Annotated in this window: 12 protein-coding genes; 10 read left to right on the forward strand and 2 right to left on the reverse strand. The window is 59.9% G+C overall.

Annotation, left to right across the window (positions count from 1 at the left end):
- The 3 genes from AACY36_RS26190 to AACY36_RS26200 form a co-directional block, all read left to right on the forward strand.
- The coding region (locus AACY36_RS26190; protein ID WP_445262858.1) for a hypothetical protein at window positions 1–916 on the forward strand (916 nt) is incomplete at its 5' end.
- Between the two features lie 130 nt (window positions 917–1,046).
- Window positions 1,047–2,012 carry a hypothetical protein gene (locus tag AACY36_RS26195; protein WP_339420598.1) on the forward strand — a complete coding sequence of 322 codons (966 nt, stop codon included), beginning with the start codon at window positions 1,047–1,049 and terminating at the stop codon, window positions 2,010–2,012.
- Window positions 2,013–2,080: 68 nt separating this feature from the next.
- The gene (locus AACY36_RS26200) at window positions 2,081–4,012 is read left to right on the forward strand and encodes a hypothetical protein (RefSeq protein ID WP_339420599.1); all 1,932 of its coding nucleotides are present in this window, start codon (window positions 2,081–2,083) and stop codon (window positions 4,010–4,012) included.
- On the opposite strand, the gene AACY36_RS26205 is transcribed toward AACY36_RS26200, so the two are convergent.
- Both AACY36_RS26205 and AACY36_RS26210 read right to left on the reverse strand, forming a co-directional pair.
- Window positions 4,009–7,305 (reverse strand): EAL domain-containing protein, encoded by a 3,297-nt coding sequence (locus tag AACY36_RS26205; RefSeq protein WP_339420600.1) that lies wholly within the window; start codon window positions 7,303–7,305, stop codon window positions 4,009–4,011. The genes AACY36_RS26200 and AACY36_RS26205 overlap by 4 nt on opposite strands.
- A gap of 66 nt (window positions 7,306–7,371) precedes the next feature.
- Entirely contained in the window at window positions 7,372–8,262 is an 891-nt protein-coding gene (locus AACY36_RS26210; protein WP_339420601.1) for a LysR family transcriptional regulator, read from the reverse strand.
- A 140-nt stretch (window positions 8,263–8,402) separates the two neighbouring features.
- Here AACY36_RS26210 and leuC point away from each other — a divergent pair, with 140 nt between their 5' ends.
- The 7 genes from leuC (at window position 8,403) to AACY36_RS26245 (ending at window position 17,651) form a co-directional block, all read left to right on the forward strand.
- The gene (gene leuC / locus AACY36_RS26215; protein WP_339420602.1) at window positions 8,403–9,821 is read left to right on the forward strand and encodes a 3-isopropylmalate dehydratase large subunit; all 1,419 of its coding nucleotides are present in this window, start codon (window positions 8,403–8,405) and stop codon (window positions 9,819–9,821) included.
- A 10-nt stretch (window positions 9,822–9,831) separates the two neighbouring features.
- On the forward strand, window positions 9,832–10,476 hold the full coding sequence (leuD, locus tag AACY36_RS26220; RefSeq protein ID WP_032888286.1) for a 3-isopropylmalate dehydratase small subunit: 645 nt from the start codon (window positions 9,832–9,834) through the stop codon (window positions 10,474–10,476).
- Between the two features lie 147 nt (window positions 10,477–10,623).
- Window positions 10,624–11,388, forward strand: coding sequence for a class I SAM-dependent methyltransferase (locus tag AACY36_RS26225; RefSeq protein WP_339420603.1), 765 nt, complete (start codon window positions 10,624–10,626; stop codon window positions 11,386–11,388).
- Between the two features lie 53 nt (window positions 11,389–11,441).
- Window positions 11,442–12,524: a 3-isopropylmalate dehydrogenase gene (leuB, locus tag AACY36_RS26230; RefSeq protein ID WP_017530190.1), complete on the forward strand. Its 1,083-nt coding sequence runs from the start codon at window positions 11,442–11,444 to the stop codon at window positions 12,522–12,524.
- Window positions 12,525–12,588: 64 nt separating this feature from the next.
- On the forward strand, window positions 12,589–13,701 hold the full coding sequence (gene asd, locus AACY36_RS26235) for an aspartate-semialdehyde dehydrogenase (protein WP_339420604.1): 1,113 nt from the start codon (window positions 12,589–12,591) through the stop codon (window positions 13,699–13,701).
- 231 nt (window positions 13,702–13,932) lie between these two features.
- Window positions 13,933–14,943, forward strand: a complete 1,011-nt coding sequence (locus AACY36_RS26240) for an aspartate-semialdehyde dehydrogenase (protein WP_339420605.1) — start codon at window positions 13,933–13,935, stop codon at window positions 14,941–14,943.
- A 161-nt stretch (window positions 14,944–15,104) separates the two neighbouring features.
- Window positions 15,105–17,651, forward strand: a complete 2,547-nt coding sequence (locus AACY36_RS26245) for a FimV/HubP family polar landmark protein (protein ID WP_339420606.1) — start codon at window positions 15,105–15,107, stop codon at window positions 17,649–17,651.
- Window positions 17,652–17,706 lie beyond the last annotated feature (55 nt).

A 17,706-nucleotide genomic window follows, 5' to 3' on the forward strand; every position in this document is an offset into this window, starting at 1 on the left:
GCAGGTTGGCGTGAAAGGCAACGGTACTGAATCGACGCGGCCAACGGGTGAGAAAGGTGCGCAGGTAAAGGTCGGCACCGACGGTAGCGTGCAGGTTGGTGTGAAAGGCAACGGTACTGAATCGACGCGGCCAACGGGTGAGAAAGGTGCGCAGGTGAAGGTCGGTACCGACGGTAGCGTGCAGGTTGGCGTGAAAGGCAACGGTACTGAATCGACGCGGCCAACGGGTGAGAAAGGCGCGCAGGTGAAGGTCGGCACCGACGGTAGCGTGCAGGTTGGCGTGAAAGGTAACGGTACTGAATCGACGCTGCCCAGTGGTGAGAAAGGCGCGCAGGTGAAGGTCGGCACTGACGGTAGCGTGCAGATTGGTTTGAAAGGAAATGCCACCGAATCGACGCTGCCGAATGGTGAGAAAGGTGCACCGGTAAAAGTCGGGGCCGAGGGTGATGCTAAGGTCACGGTCTTGCCTGATGGCAGCACGCAGGTGAGCCTGACGCCAGATAAAGGTAAGCATTTTAAGATTAGTTTGGCTGCCGGTATTCAGGTAAGGGTAAGTTCGGAGGATTGGTCAGGCCCGCGTTCGTCGCTGAAGCCGCGATTGATTGTCGATGAGCCAAACGTGGGCGTAAGCAGCAGCACGCCGCCAGCAATCGAGGCTAAGACCGCTACCAAGATCAGTGCAGAGGCGAAACCCGTTGCTGAAACAAGTGCAAAGGTGACGACCGGCGGTACGCCAGTCGCAAAGGTGAAGACGGGTGGTAAAACAGACGATGAGATTAAGGTCGGTATTAAGCCAAAGATTGAGATCCAGAAAGATCAGGAGTCCAAGGTCCGCACCGGAATTACATCTCCGGCTCCAGGTGCTGGACACCCTATCCATCAGCGTCTCGGCGCCGTCAATCAGCGCGTATTATGACAACGGCTGACAAGCGGCAGTGTCCAGCATGAATTTTTGATGCGGCCATTGTCATCTTCAAGAGCTAATTGCTGATCAATACTCCCCGATTGCGAGTGCAGTTGGGGAGTCCTGTACAAGGTAGGGGTCCATGTTTTCAGTATTCAATACTAGGGTGACAGGACTCAGGGATGAGCACTACGTAGTAGATTCGATTATATCCAGGGGCGTCAGTCAGACACCTTGGCAAACACTTCAGCCTAGTGTTGATTCGACTGATGTGTCTGCGCTGGCAACTGGAAAAAAGAACACGGGTTATCGCGAGGGTTGGGTGGACTGCCCGGCTGTCAGGCGCGGGGATAATCAGGCGGCATCCTTCATTACAACGGCATACCCATTTAACGGTATAAGTGGCAGAGCGGCCGGACGGCTCCTTGTTATGCCCGCCGCTGTACCCCGTGTCCCCTTCAGCGCCACGTTGTTTCCTTTTCGGCCATCGCAGAGCGCGGAGGTTGATGAACGTTCAGGTCTTTCCAAGAAGACAATTGGAGTTAAGGCGGATGATATCTGGCGTGGTTTTCGACAGAGCGATGAGGGTAACTGCGTCACCGTTGCAGCGATAAAGGTGGCAATGGCCAGGTTTGGCCAAAGTCCAAAAAGCATCTTTGCCAAGGTCGAGAAGACGGCGAAGGGATATAGCGTGACGCTGCGTGACGGTTACCACCTCCGTTTATCCGATCAGGAATTGTCGCAGGCTGCCCGCGGTGCCAAATTTACGGGGCGGGATATTGGGATGCTCAAGGACGCCAACTTCCTGTTTGCAGTAAGCGCCAAACGAGCACAGGAGGAGAACAATGATGGCAAGGCGGGTGCAAGCTTCAGGGCGGCAATAAGTAGCCTTAATGATGGTGAAGACGAGAAAGAAACCGGTGAGGCACTCAAGCGCTTGGGCCTGGGCAATTATTTGAAAAAGGCCTCGGTCAGTGAGTTGGCAAGCGGGCAGTTGGGCATGGTGAATACGGACACACATTCGGTTGCGGTCATCGGCGGGCATGAAGAGTTGTGGGGTAATAGGGGGGGCAGGCCGCGCGATGGTCAAGCCATAGCATTACGCTGATTGGGCTATGAAGTTTAATCGTTTCCTATCGCGGCCGCGTCCAACTATTTCATTTAAGAGTGAACGATATGAGTACGTTCGCAATTGGATCTTCTGCTCGCTCACATCCTATAGCGTTGCAGTTATCGAAGCACCCGGAAAAAGACACTTCTCTCCTCACTGCATTTGATGCCCCTGAGCGTGGTTTCGGCGAGCATTACAATGCGAGTTCGCACAGCGCCGTCATCAAACTGATGATGCTCACATTTGGAGAGCGCCCTGGCGATATGTTCAGCAATGTGCGGAGCAATGGCGATGGTTATGAGGTGACCATGAAAGATGGTTACAGGCTGCATCTTTCCCGGCAGGAGTTGCAACGGGCAGGGGGCGCATCGCGTTTTACGGGTCAGGACAACGTGGTACTGGGCAGTGCAAATTTCGCTCTGGCGGTGTTCATTAAACGCAAACAGCTGGGCAGTGGCAGCGCCGCTGATTTGCCAAGTTTTACCTCGGTGCTGACTCAATCTCTGCAAGGTGAAACGACCTTTAACATGCTCAAAGGCATGGGCTTGTCCGGTCATTTCCAATACCTACCCACTGCAGCGGTTGTCGGTGAAGGGGGGAAAGGGGTGGTAGACAGTTATGACGCTGGTTCAGCGCTGATTTACGCCGGCAAGGTGCAGCGCTTCGGCAGGCAGAGTTCTCCCGATCGAACCTACATGTATACGCTGGTTAATGACAGCGCGCCGAAGCCCCCCAGGGCTCCAGCCCCCGTCTCGCCGATCGTCATGCCCAAGGTTGAACAGGTCACGACGAGTGTTCGCCCCCAGGTCGCCGAGGTTCTGCAGGGTTTCACTGCGGCCTCGCGAGCGTTTGGCGAAGTATTCGACCTGAGCAGCCATGCCGCAGTGATCAAGATGATGATGCTCAGGTTTGGCCAATCGCCCTCCGAGATGTTTAACAATGTCGAGACCACGGAGAATGGGTACAGCGTCACCATGAAAGATGGTTTTGAAGTGACGTTGTCAACACAGGAACTGCAGCGCACTACCGAAGCCTCGCGGTTTACCGGCCCTGACGCGCACATGGTCATCGACGCCAATTTCATGCTGGCCGCCTTTACCAAGCGCAAGCAGGTTGAACGCAATGCTCAGTTCGAGGCAGCGTTATTGAGCACCTTGCGCGGAGAGCACACTTACAATGTCTTGAAGGGGATGGGCCTGACCGGCTTTCTACGGGTTGTTCCGCCCGACAAGCTGCGCGATCCAACCCGCGTTGGCGTCACCCCTGCCTTCAACTATTCAAGCGCTTTGGTAGTGGATGGCATCAAGCATCGCGAAGGTGAGAAACAGGCCATCGTAAAGGACTATGGCTACCAGCTTGCCGCGGACGTTGCCCGAGCGCGCAACGCAAAGCCAGCGCAATTTCCGGCGCCCCCCGTCGGCGTCAAGCCAGTCGATATCTGGGGCGGTTTCTATCAAGGCGTGGAAGGTAACTGTGTCACGGTGTCGGCGATCAAGGCGGCGATGATGAAATACGGGCAAAACCCTTTGGGGATCTTCAAGCGTGTCGACGAAACGCCGGACGGTTTCACCGTTACCATGCGCGATGGCTGCACGGTGCGCCTCACCTACGTCGAGCTGGAAATGGCACGCGCGGCGGCTAACTTCTACGGTACGGATAAAGGCCTGGTTGAGGACGCCGTGTTCCTTTATGCCGCGAGCGCCAAGCGTGCACAGTTGGAAGACCACGAATTCCGCGCCGGTGCCGGCTTTGACGTCGCCCTCAAAACACTGAATGACGGTGAGGTGCCTGGCGACGCGCTGCGCCGCTTGGGCCTGTACGCCTTCACTCGCCAGAGCAGCGTGCAGGAACTGGCGTCAGGCGTGCCAGGTACTCTGGCGAACTTCGGGCATTCCGTGGTCGTTGTCGACGGCGCTGTCGATGAATATGGCGCCAAGCGCGACTTGAACCACTCGCGCTGGATGGAAAAGGGCGGGCACGCACTGAAACTGGTTTAAACCCCACCCTTGTCGGCGATCAACAGCTCCCTGAATCCGATCATCGGCAGTGGTCGGCTGTGCCAATAGCCTTGGTACAAATGGCAACCCAAGCCCTGCAGGAATGCCAGTTGATCCTGGGTTTCCACACCCTCGGCGATCACCACCAGGTTCAGGCTGCGAGCCATCGCCACTATGGCGCGAATGATTTCGGCGTCGTTAGGGTCGTGAGTGGCGTCACGCACAAAGGATTGGTCGATCTTCAGCGCATCCACCGGCAGGCGCTTGAGGTAAGTGAGCGATGAGTAACCGGTGCCGAAGTCATCCATCGCAAAGCTCACGCCGAGTTTTTTCAGGCGGCGCATTTTGCTGATGGTGTCGTCCAGGTTCTGGATCACAATGCCTTCGGTGATTTCCAGTTTCAGCAGGTTGAACGGCAATTGGTGCTGCTTGAGGCTGCGCTCCACCCGCTCCACAAAATCGTTCTGGCGGAACTGCCGAGGGCTGATGTTCACGCACAGGCTGAAGTTCAACGGGTCTACCAGGCCTTCCGCGACCAGTTGTTGAAAGGCCGCGCAGGCTTCATCAAGGATCCAGGTACCGACTTCAAGGATCAGGCCGCTGTCCTCCAGTACCTTGATGAATTCGGACGGCGACTGCGCGCCCAGTTGCGGGTGCTGCCAGCGCACCAACGCCTCGGCGCCGACGATCTTGTTGCCGCGTGCATCCACTTGCGGCTGGTAATGCACGCTGAACTCGCCACGCGACAGCGCCAGGCGCAGGTCGGTCTCCATGCGCAGGCGTTCGCTGGCGGTTTTTTGCATGCTGTTATGGAACATCTGCGTGGTGTTGCGCCCTGAGTCCTTGGCGCGATACAGGGCGATGTCGGCGCGCTTGAGCAAGTCCGCCGGCGTGGTGCCATGGTCGGGAATCAGCGCCACGCCAATACTCGGCGTGACCTGCAAACGATGGCCATCGAGGAACATCGGCTCCGAGAGTAATTCGCGCAGGGTGTCGGCCAGTTCTTGCACCTGATTGCTGACTTCCATGCGCGAACCATCCAGGCCACTGAGCAGCACCACGAACTCATCGCCGCCCAGGCGCGCCACGGTGTCTTCCATACGCACGCTGGCCTCCAGACGTGCGGTGACGATCTTCAGCACCGAGTCGCCGACCGGATGGCCGAGGGAGTCGTTGATGTGTTTGAAGTGGTCAAGGTCCAGGAACAGCAGCGCACCGCGCAAATTGTGGCGCTTGAGCAGGGCAATTTGCTGGCTTAGGCGGTCCATCAACAGGGCGCGGTTGGGCAGGTTGGTCAACGGGTCGTGGTAGGCCAGGTGGCGGATCTGTGCCTGGGCGTTTTTCAGCAGGCTCACGTCCCGTGCTGTCAGCAGCAGGCACGGGGTTTCATTCAGGGTGATGGGCTCCACCGAGACCTCCACCGCCAGCAACTCGCCGCGTTTGTTGTGCCAGAGCATTTCCAGGTGGTGGATGCGGCCTTTGATCTGCAATTCGGCCAATAGCGCGGCGCGTTGGTTTTCATCGGCCCAGATGCCGATTTGGTAAAGGGTCAGGCCTATGGCTTCCTTGGCGCGATAGCCGGTCAGGCGGCAGAAACCGTCATTGACCTCCACATAACGGCCGGTGTCGCGCTCGGTGATGGAAATCGCGTCGGGGCTGGAATGGAAGGCCTTGGCGAACTTTTCCTCGCTGGCCTTGAGTGCAGCTTCCGAGCGTTGTTGCTGAGTGATGTCCCGCAGTGTGGTGACGATGCATGGCTGGTCGCCGACCTTGATCAAACGGCTGGAAATCACGCACGTCAGGCTTTGTCCGTTTTTGTGATGCGCCACGATCGCCACATTGCTCAGCGTATGCTCGCGGATTACCCGCTCGATTCGCTGCAGGCGTTTGCTCGACTCGTCCCACAGGCCGATCTGCTCGGCACTTTTGTCGATCACCTCAGCGGCGGTCCAGCCAAAGGTCTGGGTAAAGGCAGGGTTAATCTCCATAAATGCGCCGCTGTTCAGGCAGGTCACGCAGATTGGATCCGGGCTGGCCTGGAACAGGCTGGCGAATTTTTCTTCGGAGGCGGTCAGGCGTTGTTCGCGCTCCACCTGGTCGGTGATGTCCAGCAAGGTGCCGGCCATCCGCAGCGGCGCGCCTTTGTCATCGCGATACAGGCGGGCACGGCTTTCAAGGTAGCGCGAGCTGCCGTCTTCCATGGGCACGCGGTAGGTCAGTTGATAATTGCCGGCTGGCCCCTCGCGCAGGGTGCGGTAGGCGTCGCGCATGCTGTCGCGTTCTTCATGGGGCATGCCTTCGAAAAACGCATCGAAGGACTCATGGAACGGTTCGGGCGGCAGGCCGTGCAATTGGGCGGAGCGTGCCGAGCCGTAGAGCATGCCGGTGGGGATGTGCCAGTCCCAGGTGCCCAGTTGCGCAGAATCCAGGGCCAGGTCGAGGCGTTCCTGGCTGTCCTTGAGGGCTTGCTCGGCGTTTTTGCGCTCGGTGGTGTCGAGAAAGGTGCTGAGTAAATACGCCTCACCTTCCAACTCGACCTTTTGTGCGCTGAGGGTGCCATCGTGTACCTGGCCGTTGCTGGCACAAAACTGCACCTCCATGGTAATGGGCCGGCCCTTGCGCTGCGTGGCCTTGACCAGCAACGCACGTTGCTCCGGGCGGCGCCACAGGCCGAGCTCCAGAGTGGTGCGGCCAATGGCATCGGCCAGCGGCCAGCCAAAGAGCATTTCGAAATATTGGTTGGCTTCGCTGATCAAACCGTCGCACTGGCGGGTCAGTAATACCATGTTGGGGCACAGGTGGAACAAGGTGGCAAAGCGTTTTTCGGAGTGGCTGAGGGCGTGCTCGCGTTCGCGCTGGCGGGTGGTCTCGCGGATAACCCCAATCATGCGGCGCCGACCGGCTTTATCTGGCGCCAGGCTGCCGTTGATTTCCAGCCAGTGATGGGTGCCGTCCGGCCACTGGATGTGGTGGTGCATGGCTTGCTCGAATGGCTCGCCGGCCAGTACGGCGTGAAAGGCCCGCACCACTCGGGCGCGATCCTGTGGCGCCAGCAGGTCGAGATAATCCAGGTCCTTGGGCAGTGGTTGGCGCGGGTCAAAGCCGAACAGCGCCTGGGTGCCCCGCGACCAGCTTATCCTGCCGCTGTCGATCTCCCAGCACCATGCACCTAGCCGGGCGGCATTGAGCGCTGCCAGCAACTGCGGGGCACTGTCCCAGCTTTGCTCCGCCTGTTGAGGATCAAGGGCGTAGATGCGGGGCAGGGGTGGCACGGAATCGGCGGGGTTGCGCATTATCAAAGGGCCTTGGCTCGATGGGCGGAAAGCGCGGGTTCTTTCAGACCTTGAGGCCGCACAGTGTCATGCCGGTACCTCTGGCAGATCGACCTGTGCATCCAATAGGCTCATGAAAGCCCGCGCAGCGTTCGACAGCGTCCTTTCGGTGTGCACGATATAGCCTAGCTGGCGACTGAGCTGTATGCCCGGCAAAGCGATACTTGCCACCTGCTCATCGAGCATAGTGCGCGGTAAAACGCTCCAGGCCAGGCCGATCGACACCATCATCTTGATAGTTTCCAAATAGTTAGTGCTCATTGCGATGTTCGGCGTGAGGCCCTGGGCCTCGAACAGCCGGCTGACAATATGGTGAGTAAAGGTGTTGCCGCCCGGGAAAACCGCCGGATGGCCGGCGATATCGGCCAGGTTGACGCGGTCATTGCTGATCAGGCTGTGCTCCGGCGCCACCACGAAATCCAGTGGGTCGTCCCACACCGGGGTGGCACGTACAAGGTTGTGCGGATCGGGCGCCAGGGTAATTACTGCCACTTCGGCGCGGCCGTGGAGGATTTCTTCGTAGGCCACTTCCGAATCGAGGAACTGAATATCCAGCGCCACATTGGGGTATTCCCGGGTAAAGGTGCGTAGCACAGGCGGCAGGCGGTGCAGGCCGATATGGTGGCTGGTGGCCAGGGTCAGGCGACCGCTGACTTCGCCGGTCAGGTTAGTGAGTGCGCGGCGCGTGTCGTCCAGCACATTGAGGATCTGATAGGCGCGCGGCAGCAGGGCTCGACCGGCTTCCGTCAGGCCGACTTCACGACCCAGGCGGTCGAACAATCGCACCTTTAGTTGTTGCTCCAGGCCGGCAATGCGTTTGCTGATGGCGGGTTGGGTCAGGTGCAGGCGTTCACCGGCGCCGGAGAAGCTGCCAGTCTCGGCGATGGCGATAAAAGCATTGAGGTTGGCCAGGTCCATGGTGGTATTCCAGTTGGTAATCCAAAGCATAAAAAATATGAATTTGAGTTATTTAATGTAGCGCCATACCATCAGCCTCACAAGCCAAAGGGTTATTGAAAAGCCCGGCGTATAGAAGCACCGATGATGAGGACCGACTGATGGCCGGCAAAACGCTTTACGACAAGCTTTGGGATTCCCATGAAGTGAAACGGCGCGACGATGGCTCGTCGCTGATCTATATCGACCGTCACATCATCCATGAAGTGACCTCGCCCCAAGCGTTCGAAGGCCTGCGACTGGCCGGGCGCAAGCCCTGGCGCGTCGACTCGATCATCGCTACCCCGGACCACAACGTACCGACCACCCCTGAGCGCAAGGGCGGCATCGACGCCATCGTCGACACCGTATCGCGTTTGCAGGTGCAGACCCTCGACGACTACTGCGACGAATATGGCATCACCGAATTCAAGATGAATGACGTGCGTCAAGGCATCGTCCACGTGATCGGCCCGGAGCAGGGCGCGACCTTGCCGGGCATGACCGTGGTTTGCGGCGACTCCCATACCTCCACCCACGGCGCGTTTGGCGCCTTGGCCCACGGCATCGGTACTTCTGAGGTTGAACATGTGTTCGCCACCCAGTGCCTGGTCGCCAAAAAGATGAAGAACATGCTGGTGCGCGTTGAGGGCAAATTGCCGTTCGGCGTGACCGCTAAAGACATCGTGCTGGCGGTAATTGGCAAGATTGGCACCGCCGGCGGTAACGGCCATGCCATCGAGTTCGCTGGCAGTGCGATTCGCGACCTGTCCATCGAAGGCCGCATGACCATCTGCAACATGTCCATCGAAGCCGGTGCCCGTGTGGGCATGGTGGCGGCGGACGAGAAGACCGTCGACTACGTCAAAGGCCGTCCGTTCGCGCCAGCAGGCGCCGATTGGGATGCTGCGGTAGAAGCCTGGAAAGACCTGGTGTCCGACGCCGATGCAGTGTTCGACACTGTGGTTGAACTCGACGCTGCCCAGATCAAACCGCAAGTCAGTTGGGGCACTTCGCCGGAAATGGTTCTGGCCGTCGATCAGAACGTGCCAGACCCGGCCAAAGAGGTCGACCTGGTCAAGCGCGGTTCCATTGAGCGCGCCTTGAAGTACATGGGTCTGAAAGCCAACCAGGCGATTACCGACATTCAACTGGATCGCGTGTTCATCGGTTCCTGCACCAATTCTCGGATCGAAGACCTGCGCGCTGCAGCGGTGATCGCCAAAGGCCGAAAAGTCGCTTCGACCATCAAGCAAGCCATCGTGGTGCCAGGTTCGGGCCTGGTGAAGGCGCAAGCCGAGGCGGAAGGCCTGGACAAGATTTTCCTCGAGGCCGGCTTTGAATGGCGTGAGCCGGGCTGCTCGATGTGCCTGGCGATGAACCCGGACCGTTTGGAGTCGGGCGAGCATTGCGCGTCCACCTCCAACCGTAACTTCGAAGGGCGCCAGGGTGCCGGTGGGCGCACCCACCTGGTCAGCCCGGCCATGGCCGCTGCGGCTGCCGTCAACGGTCGTTTCATCGACGTTCGCGAATTGATCTGAGGAATACCCGATGCGTGCTTTTACACAACACACAGGTTTAGTTGCGCCGTTGGACCGTGCCAACGTGGACACCGACCAGATCATCCCCAAGCAGTTCTTGAAGTCGATCAAGCGCACCGGTTTTGGCCCGAACCTGTTCGACGAGTGGCGCTACCTGGACGTGGGCTACGCCTACCAGGACAACTCCAAGCGCCCGCTGAACAAGGACTTCGTGCTCAACGCCGAGCGTTACCAAGGCGCCAGCGTGTTGCTCGCCCGGGAAAACTTCGGCTGCGGCTCCAGCCGTGAACACGCGCCGTGGGCGCTGGAAGAATATGGCTTTCGCAGCATCATTGCGCCGAGCTATGCCGACATCTTCTTCAATAACAGCTTCAAGAACGGCTTGTTGCCGATCATCCTCACCGATGAAGAAGTCGACGAACTGTTCAAACAAGTGGAAGCCGATGTGGGCTACCAGTTGACGGTTGACCTGGCCGCGCAAACCGTGACCCGTCCGGACGGCAAGGTGTATCACTTTGAAGTCGATGCTTTCCGTAAGCACTGCCTGATCAACGGCCTGGACGATATCGGCCTGACCTTGCAGGACGGTGATGCAATTGCCGCGTTTGAGGCCAAGCACCGGGCTAGCCAGCCATGGTTGTTTCGCGATGCCTGATTCTATGTAAGCCGGACTGGCCCCTTCGCGAGCAAGCCCGCTCCCACATTTGACTGCATTTCAACTGAAGGAACTCGGTCGAATGTGGGAGCGGGCTTGCTCGCGAAAGCGGCAGTAAAAACAACACAAGTCCCAAGGAAAACCACCATGACACGCACCGCCCACACCCAAGTCGTGCAAAAACAATTCGGTGAGCAAGCCTCGGCCTACCTGAGCAGTGCCGTGCACGCCCAAGGCACCGAATTCGCGCTGCTCCAGGCCGAACTGGCAGGGCAGGGCAGTGCGCGACTGCTGGATTTGGGCTGCGGCGCCGGTCATGTCAGTTTTCACGTGGCGCCGCTGGTCAAAGAAGTCGTGGCCTACGACCTCTCCCAACAGATGCTCGACGTAGTCGCCGGCGCAGCTTTAGACCGCGGCCTGGACAACATTCGCACCGTACAGGGCGCCGCTGAACGCCTGCCGTTCGCCGACGGCGAGTTCGACTACGTGTTCAGCCGCTATTCGGCCCACCACTGGAGCGACCTCGGCCTGGCCCTGCGTGAAGTACGCCGGGTGCTCAAGCCAGGCGGCGTGGCGGCCTTCGTGGACGTCTTGTCACCGGGCAGCCCGCTGTTGGACACTTACCTGCAAACCGTCGAAGTACTGCGCGACACCAGCCACGTGCGTGATTACTCCGCCGCCGAATGGATGCGTCAGCTCAGCGAAGCCGGTTTGCACGTACGCAACAGCAGCCGTCAGCGCCTGCGCCTGGAATACACCTCGTGGGTCGAGCGCATGCGCACGCCAGCGGTATTGCGCGCCGCAATCCTCGAGCTGCAAACGGCGATGGGCCAGGAAGTGCGCGATTACTACGAAATTCAGGCCGACGGCACCTTCAGCACCGACGTGCTGGTGGTCTGGGCCGAACGCTGATTGATTTTCCCCGACCTGCCCACGGGCGGGTCGCTTGATGAAATGAGGAACGCATGAGCAAGCAGATTCTGATTCTCCCTGGCGACGGTATTGGTCCGGAAATCATGGCCGAAGCGGTCAAGGTCCTGGAACTCGCCAACAGCAAGTACAGCCTGGGCTTTGAACTGAGCCACGACGTGATCGGCGGTGCGGCCATCGACAAGCACGGCGTGCCGCTGGCCGACGAAACCCTGGACCGCGCTCGCGCGGCTGACGCCGTACTGCTCGGCGCCGTGGGTGGCCCGAAATGGGACAAGATCGAACGTGACATCCGCCCTGAGCGCGGTCTGCTGAAAATCCGCGCGCAACTGGGCCTGTTCGGCAACCTGCGCCCGGCGATCCTCTACCCGCAACTGGCCGACGCGTCGAGCCTCAAGCCGGAAGTGGTGGCGGGCTTGGATATCCTAATCGTGCGTGAGCTGACCGGCGGTATCTATTTTGGCTCGCCACGCGGCGTGCGTGAGTTGGAGAATGGTGAGCGCCAGGCCTACGACACGCTGCCGTACAGCGAGAGCGAAATCCGTCGTATCGCCCGTGTCGGTTTCGACATGGCCCGCGTGCGCGGCAAAAAGGTTTGCTCGGTGGATAAAGCCAACGTATTGGCTTCCAGCCAGCTGTGGCGCGAAATTGTTGAAGAAGTGGCCAAGGACTACCCGGACGTCGAACTGAGCCACATGTACGTCGACAACGCCGCCATGCAACTGGTGCGCGCGCCGAAGCAGTTCGACGTGATCGTCACCGACAACCTGTTCGGCGACATTCTGTCCGACCAGGCGTCGATGCTCACCGGTTCCATCGGCATGCTGCCATCGGCGTCCCTGGACACCAACAACAAGGGCATGTACGAGCCTTGCCACGGCTCGGCGCCGGACATCGCGGGCCAGGGCATTGCCAACCCGCTGGCGACGATTCTGTCGGTGTCGATGATGCTGCGTTACAGCTTCAACCTGAGCGACGCTGCAGACGCCATCGAGAAAGCCGTGAGCCTGGTGCTGGACCAGGGTTTACGCACTGGCGACATCTGGTCGCAGGGTTGCACCAAGGTCGGTACGCAAGAAATGGGCGACGCAGTAGTCGCCGCGCTGCGGAATCTGTAATCTCTCGGGCCCGCTTGCAGTTGTTGCTGCAAGGCGGCCCACTTTTTAACAAGGTGTAGTTGCGATGAAACGTGTAGGTCTGATCGGTTGGCGCGGTATGGTCGGTTCCGTGCTCATGCAGCGGATGCTGGAAGAGCAGGATTTCGATCTTATTGAGCCGGTGTTTTTCACCACGTCGAACGTGGGTGGCCAAGGGCCGTCCGTGGGCAAGGATATTGCCCCGCTCAAAGACGCCTACAACATTGAAGAGCTGAAGACCCTCGACGTGATTCTGACCTGTCAGGGTGGCGACTACACCAGCGAAGTCTTCCCCAAGCTGCGCGAAGCCGGCTGGCAGGGCTACTGGATCGACGCCGCCTCGAGCCTGCGTATGCAGGATGACGCGGTAATCGTCCTGGACCCAGTGAACCGCAAGGTCATCGACCAGCAACTGGACGCCGGCACCAAGAACTACATCGGTGGCAATTGCACCGTCAGCCTGATGCTGATGGGCCTGGGCGGTTTGTTTGAAGCCGGCCTGGTCGAGTGGATGAGCGCCATGACCTATCAGGCGGCTTCCGGTGCCGGCGCGCAGAACATGCGTGAACTGATCAAGCAAATGGGCGCGACCCACGCAGCCGTCGCCGATCAACTGGCGGACCCGGCCAGCGCGATCCTCGATATCGACCGTCGTGTGGCCGAAGCCATGCGCAGCGATGCGTACCCGACCGAGAACTTCGGCGTGCCATTGGCTGGCAGCCTGATCCCATGGATCGACAAAGAACTGCCGAACGGCCAGAGCCGCGAAGAGTGGAAGGCCCAGGCCGAGACCAACAAGATCCTCGGTCGCTTCAAGAGCCCGATCCCGGTGGATGGCATCTGCGTGCGCATCGGCGCGATGCGCTGCCACAGCCAGGCGCTGACCATCAAGCTGAACAAAGATGTGCCGATTGCCGATATCGAAGGGCTGATCAGCCAGCACAACCCGTGGGTCAAGCTTGTGCCGAACAACCGTGATATCAGCATGCAGGAGCTGAGCCCGAACAAGGTCACGGGTACCCTGAATGTGCCGGTGGGTCGTCTGCGCAAGCTGAACATGGGCACCCAGTACCTGGGCGCGTTCACCGTTGGCGACCAACTGCTGTGGGGTGCGGCTGAGCCGTTGCGTCGTATGCTGCGGATTCTGCTGGAGCGTTGATCGCTTGAGGCAAGATGAGAAACCCGCGTTCTGTTGACAGGCGCGGGTTTTTTTTGTTGTGCTTTTGGGCCTCTTCGCGAGCAAGCCCCACATTTGATTGCATTTAACTCGGTCGAATGTGGGGCTTGCTTGCAAAGAGGCCATCAGTCACACCACAAACGCTGGGTTAATTGCCTCACCCCCCACCACCCGGTAAAGTGCCGCTCCCCCGCAATGCCCGAGGCAGCCCCCATGACCCAGACCTTTGATATCGCCGTAATCGGCGCCACCGGCACCGTTGGCGAAACCCTGGTGCAGATCCTTGAAGAGTTGAGCTTCCCGGTGGGCACCCTGCATTTGCTGGCGGGCAACAACTCGGCTGGCGCATCCGTGCCGTTTCGCGGCAAGAACGTGCGGGTGAGGGAAGTCGATGAGTTCGACTTCAGCAAAGTGCAACTGGCTTTTTTTGCGGCGGGACCGGCGGTTACCTTGAGTTTCGCCCCGCGTGCCACCGCGGCGGGTTGCTCGGTGATCGACTTGTCTGGCGCCTTGCCGGCCGCGCAAGCGCCGCAAGTGGTGCCGGAAGCCAACGCCCATGTGCTTGATGGCCTGAAAAAACCGTTCCAGCTCGGCAGCCCAAGCCCATCGGCGACCAACCTGGCGGTGGTACTGGCGCCCTTGCGTGGCCTGTTGGATATCCAACGCGTGAGCGTCACCGCCAACCTGGCAATGTCGGCCCAGGGGCGCGAGGCGGTCAGCGAGCTCGCACGTCAAACCGCTGAGCTGCTGAACATGCGCCCGCTGGAACCGACGTTCTTTGATCGTCAGGTCGCGTTCAATGTGTTGGCGCAAGTCGGCGCGCCAGACGCCCAGGGTCATACAGCCTTGGAAAAACGCCTGGTCCATGAACTGCGTGCAGTGCTGGAATTACCTTTGCTAAAGATTTCCGCAACTTGCGTTCAAGCCCCGGTGTTTTTTGGCGATAGCCTGACTGTGTCTCTGCAATTGGGCGCAGCGGTGGATCTCGCCGCCGTGAACCGCGCACTCGACACAGCTCCAGGTATAGAGCTCGTGGATGAGGGGGACTATCCCACCGCAGTGGGCGACGCGGTAGGCCAGGATGTTATTTATGTAGGGCGGGTCCGTAAGGGTGTGGATGACCCGGCGGAACTAAATCTGTGGTTGACGTCAGATAACGTACGCAAAGGCGCCGCACTGAACGCCGTACAGTTGGCGCAGTTGTTGATAAAAGACCTTGTGTAAAAGATACTTGGCGGCAATTTGTAGATTGATTCTAGCCAGGCACTATGCTTGGTCCAAAGCAGAACAGAAGCGCGTCGGTAACCTATCGGCTCGCCATGCCTTATGGCAGCGGTTACCAACCTTCTCGCAGGCCGGGGAGTGTTCAAACAAAGGATGAGGCTATGGTTCAAGTTCGCAAACTGGTGTTAGCAATAGCGGCCGCCTCGGCGCTGTCCTCCGGTATGGCGCAGGCGCTGCAGCTGGGGGAGATGACCCTCAAGTCGAAGTTGAACCAGCCGTTGGCGGTGGAGATCGAATTGCTCGATGTCGGTGGCCTCACGGCTTCCGAGATCACGCCGAGCCTGGCCTCATCTCAGGCGTTTGTGGACGCGGGTGTCGATCGCCAGGCGTTCCTCAATGACCTGACGTTTACCCCGGTGGTCAATCCCAATGGCCGCAGCGTGGTGCGTGTCACCTCAAGCAAGCCGCTGCCGGAATCCTACGTACGCTTCCTGCTGCAGGTGCAATGGCCCAATGGCCGTCTGATGCGCGATTACAGCGTATTGCTCGACCCGGCCAAATTCGACCAGCGGGCACCGACGGCCGCCGCACCTGCCTCGCGTGTGGCGGCGCCGGCCAGCACCGCGCCAGCCGTGAGCAAGCCGGCGCAGTACACCACCACCTCCCGCGACACCTTGTGGGAAATTGCCGCGAAGAATCGCAATGGCGGCTCGGTCCAGCAGACGATGCTGGCGATCCAGGCGCTCAACCCGGGCGCGTTTATCGACGGCAATATCAACCTCCTGAAAACCGGCCAGGTCCTGCGCCTGCCAGATACCGTAGAAAGCACCGCGCTGCCGCAACCCCAGGCGATAGCCGAAGTCCGCGCGCAGAATAACGCCTGGCGCCAGGGTCGGCGCGTCGCCACCAACCCTGCGGCGGGTAAGCAGCAACTGGACGCCACCAAGCGCGCCCAAGCTGGCAACGCGCCAGCGACTACCAACGCTAAGGACAACTTGAGCCTGGTTTCGGCCGAGGCGGCCAAGAAGGGCGCCAAAGGCAAGGCTGGCGACAGCGCGGTTCTGAGCGACAAACTGGCAATGACCCAGGAGCAACTGGACACCACTCGTCGCGACAACGAAGAGCTGAAAAGCCGCGCGGCCGACCTGCAAAGCCAGTTGGACAAGCTGCAAAAACTGATTCAACTGAAAAACGATCAGCTTGCCCGTTTACAGGCTGAAAAGGGGGCTCCGGTCGCTCCGGCCACTGCAGCAATGCCCGCTCAGTTGGCGGGTGAGCCGGCTGCTGCCCCTTCAGTGCCCGATGCAGCGACAGCAGCGCCTGTGCCAGCGGCTGAACCGGTCGAAGCTGATGCAGCGCCTGCCACCACCGAGGGCAAATTCAACGACCTGCTGACTAGCCCCGCCTTGCTCGGCTTGCTCGGCGGTGCGGCTATTTTGTTGGTGCTGTCGCTCCTGCTGTTGTGGGCGCGCCATCGAAATGCTCGCCGCGAAGAGGAAAAGCACCTGCGCATGGCGCGGGCCCTGGCTGAAGAGCCGGAGTTCGCCTCCAACATCGACCACGACCTGCCGCCGGACAGTTTCGAAGGCCTCGAAGTGCCGCCGCCAAGCGTCAAGTTGGCCGCCGCTCCAGCAGCGGCCCCAGCCGTTGAGCCGGCAGTTGTTGTGCCGACCGTTGCCTCTGTACTTGCGCCGCTGGCTGTTGCTGTGGCCCCGGAAAACTCCAGCGATTCACTGGCCCAGGCCCAATCCCATATCGACCGCGGCCACCTGAACCAGGCCGCCGATGTGCTGGAGCAGGCAATTAAGCATGAGCCCAAGCGCAGCGACCTGCGTTTGAAGCTGATGGAAGTCTACGGCCTGCAAAGCGACAAGGACGGCTTCGTCACCCAAGAGCGTCAACTGGTAGCCAATGGTGAAAACCACGCCCAGGTCGAGCAGCTCAAAAGCCGCTTCCCGGCCATGGCCGTTTTGGCGGCGGGCGTCAGCGCTGCGGTTGCCGCCGCCGCGCTGGACGCTCAATACGTCAAGGATTTGCTCGAAGACAAGCCGGCTGAGCCTGCGCCAGAGAGCTTCGACACCGATTTCGATTTGAGCCTGGACGATCTGGAAGCGGCATCCCCGGCTGAGGTCAAGGACGATCAGCAGACATTCGAGTCGCTCCTGCAGCAGCAGACTGAAGCCAAGGCCGCTCCGGATGATCTGTCGGACTTCGACCTGGACCTGCAACCTGATGCACCGGCTTCGGCGCAATCCGATGACGACTTCCTCTCGGGCCTGGACGAGCAGATGAAGGACGTGCCTGCTGTCGAACCGCCGACCCTGACCCCTGCGGCGCTGGACGATTTCGATCTGCCGGAAGATTTCGACCTGTCCCTGGCCGACGAGCCGCAAGCAAGCGCCAAGCCTGATGCTTTTGCGTCGGAGCTGGATGACGTCAATGCCGAACTGGACCGCCTGTCCCAGAGCCTGGAACATCCGTCCATCGAGCCGTCCTTTACTGCGGAAGACGCGGCGCTGGGGGATGATGAGCCGGAATTCGACTTCCTCTCCGGCACGGATGAGGTGGCCACCAAGCTTGACCTGGCCCAAGCCTATATCGACATGGGCGATGCGGACGGCGCGCGGGACATCCTCTCCGAAGTGCTGACTGAAGGAGATGAGACCCAGCGCGGCGAGGCTAAGGAAATGCTTGACCGGCTGGCGTGATCGTCGACTGTTAAAGCAGCGGCGCCCTTCGGGGCGCCGTTTTGCTTTTGTGGGC

Origin of the sequence: Pseudomonas sp. EA_15y_Pfl1_P101, assembly GCF_963970835.1 — a bacterium.
GTDB classification, from domain to species: domain Bacteria; phylum Pseudomonadota; class Gammaproteobacteria; order Pseudomonadales; family Pseudomonadaceae; genus Aquipseudomonas; species Aquipseudomonas tritici.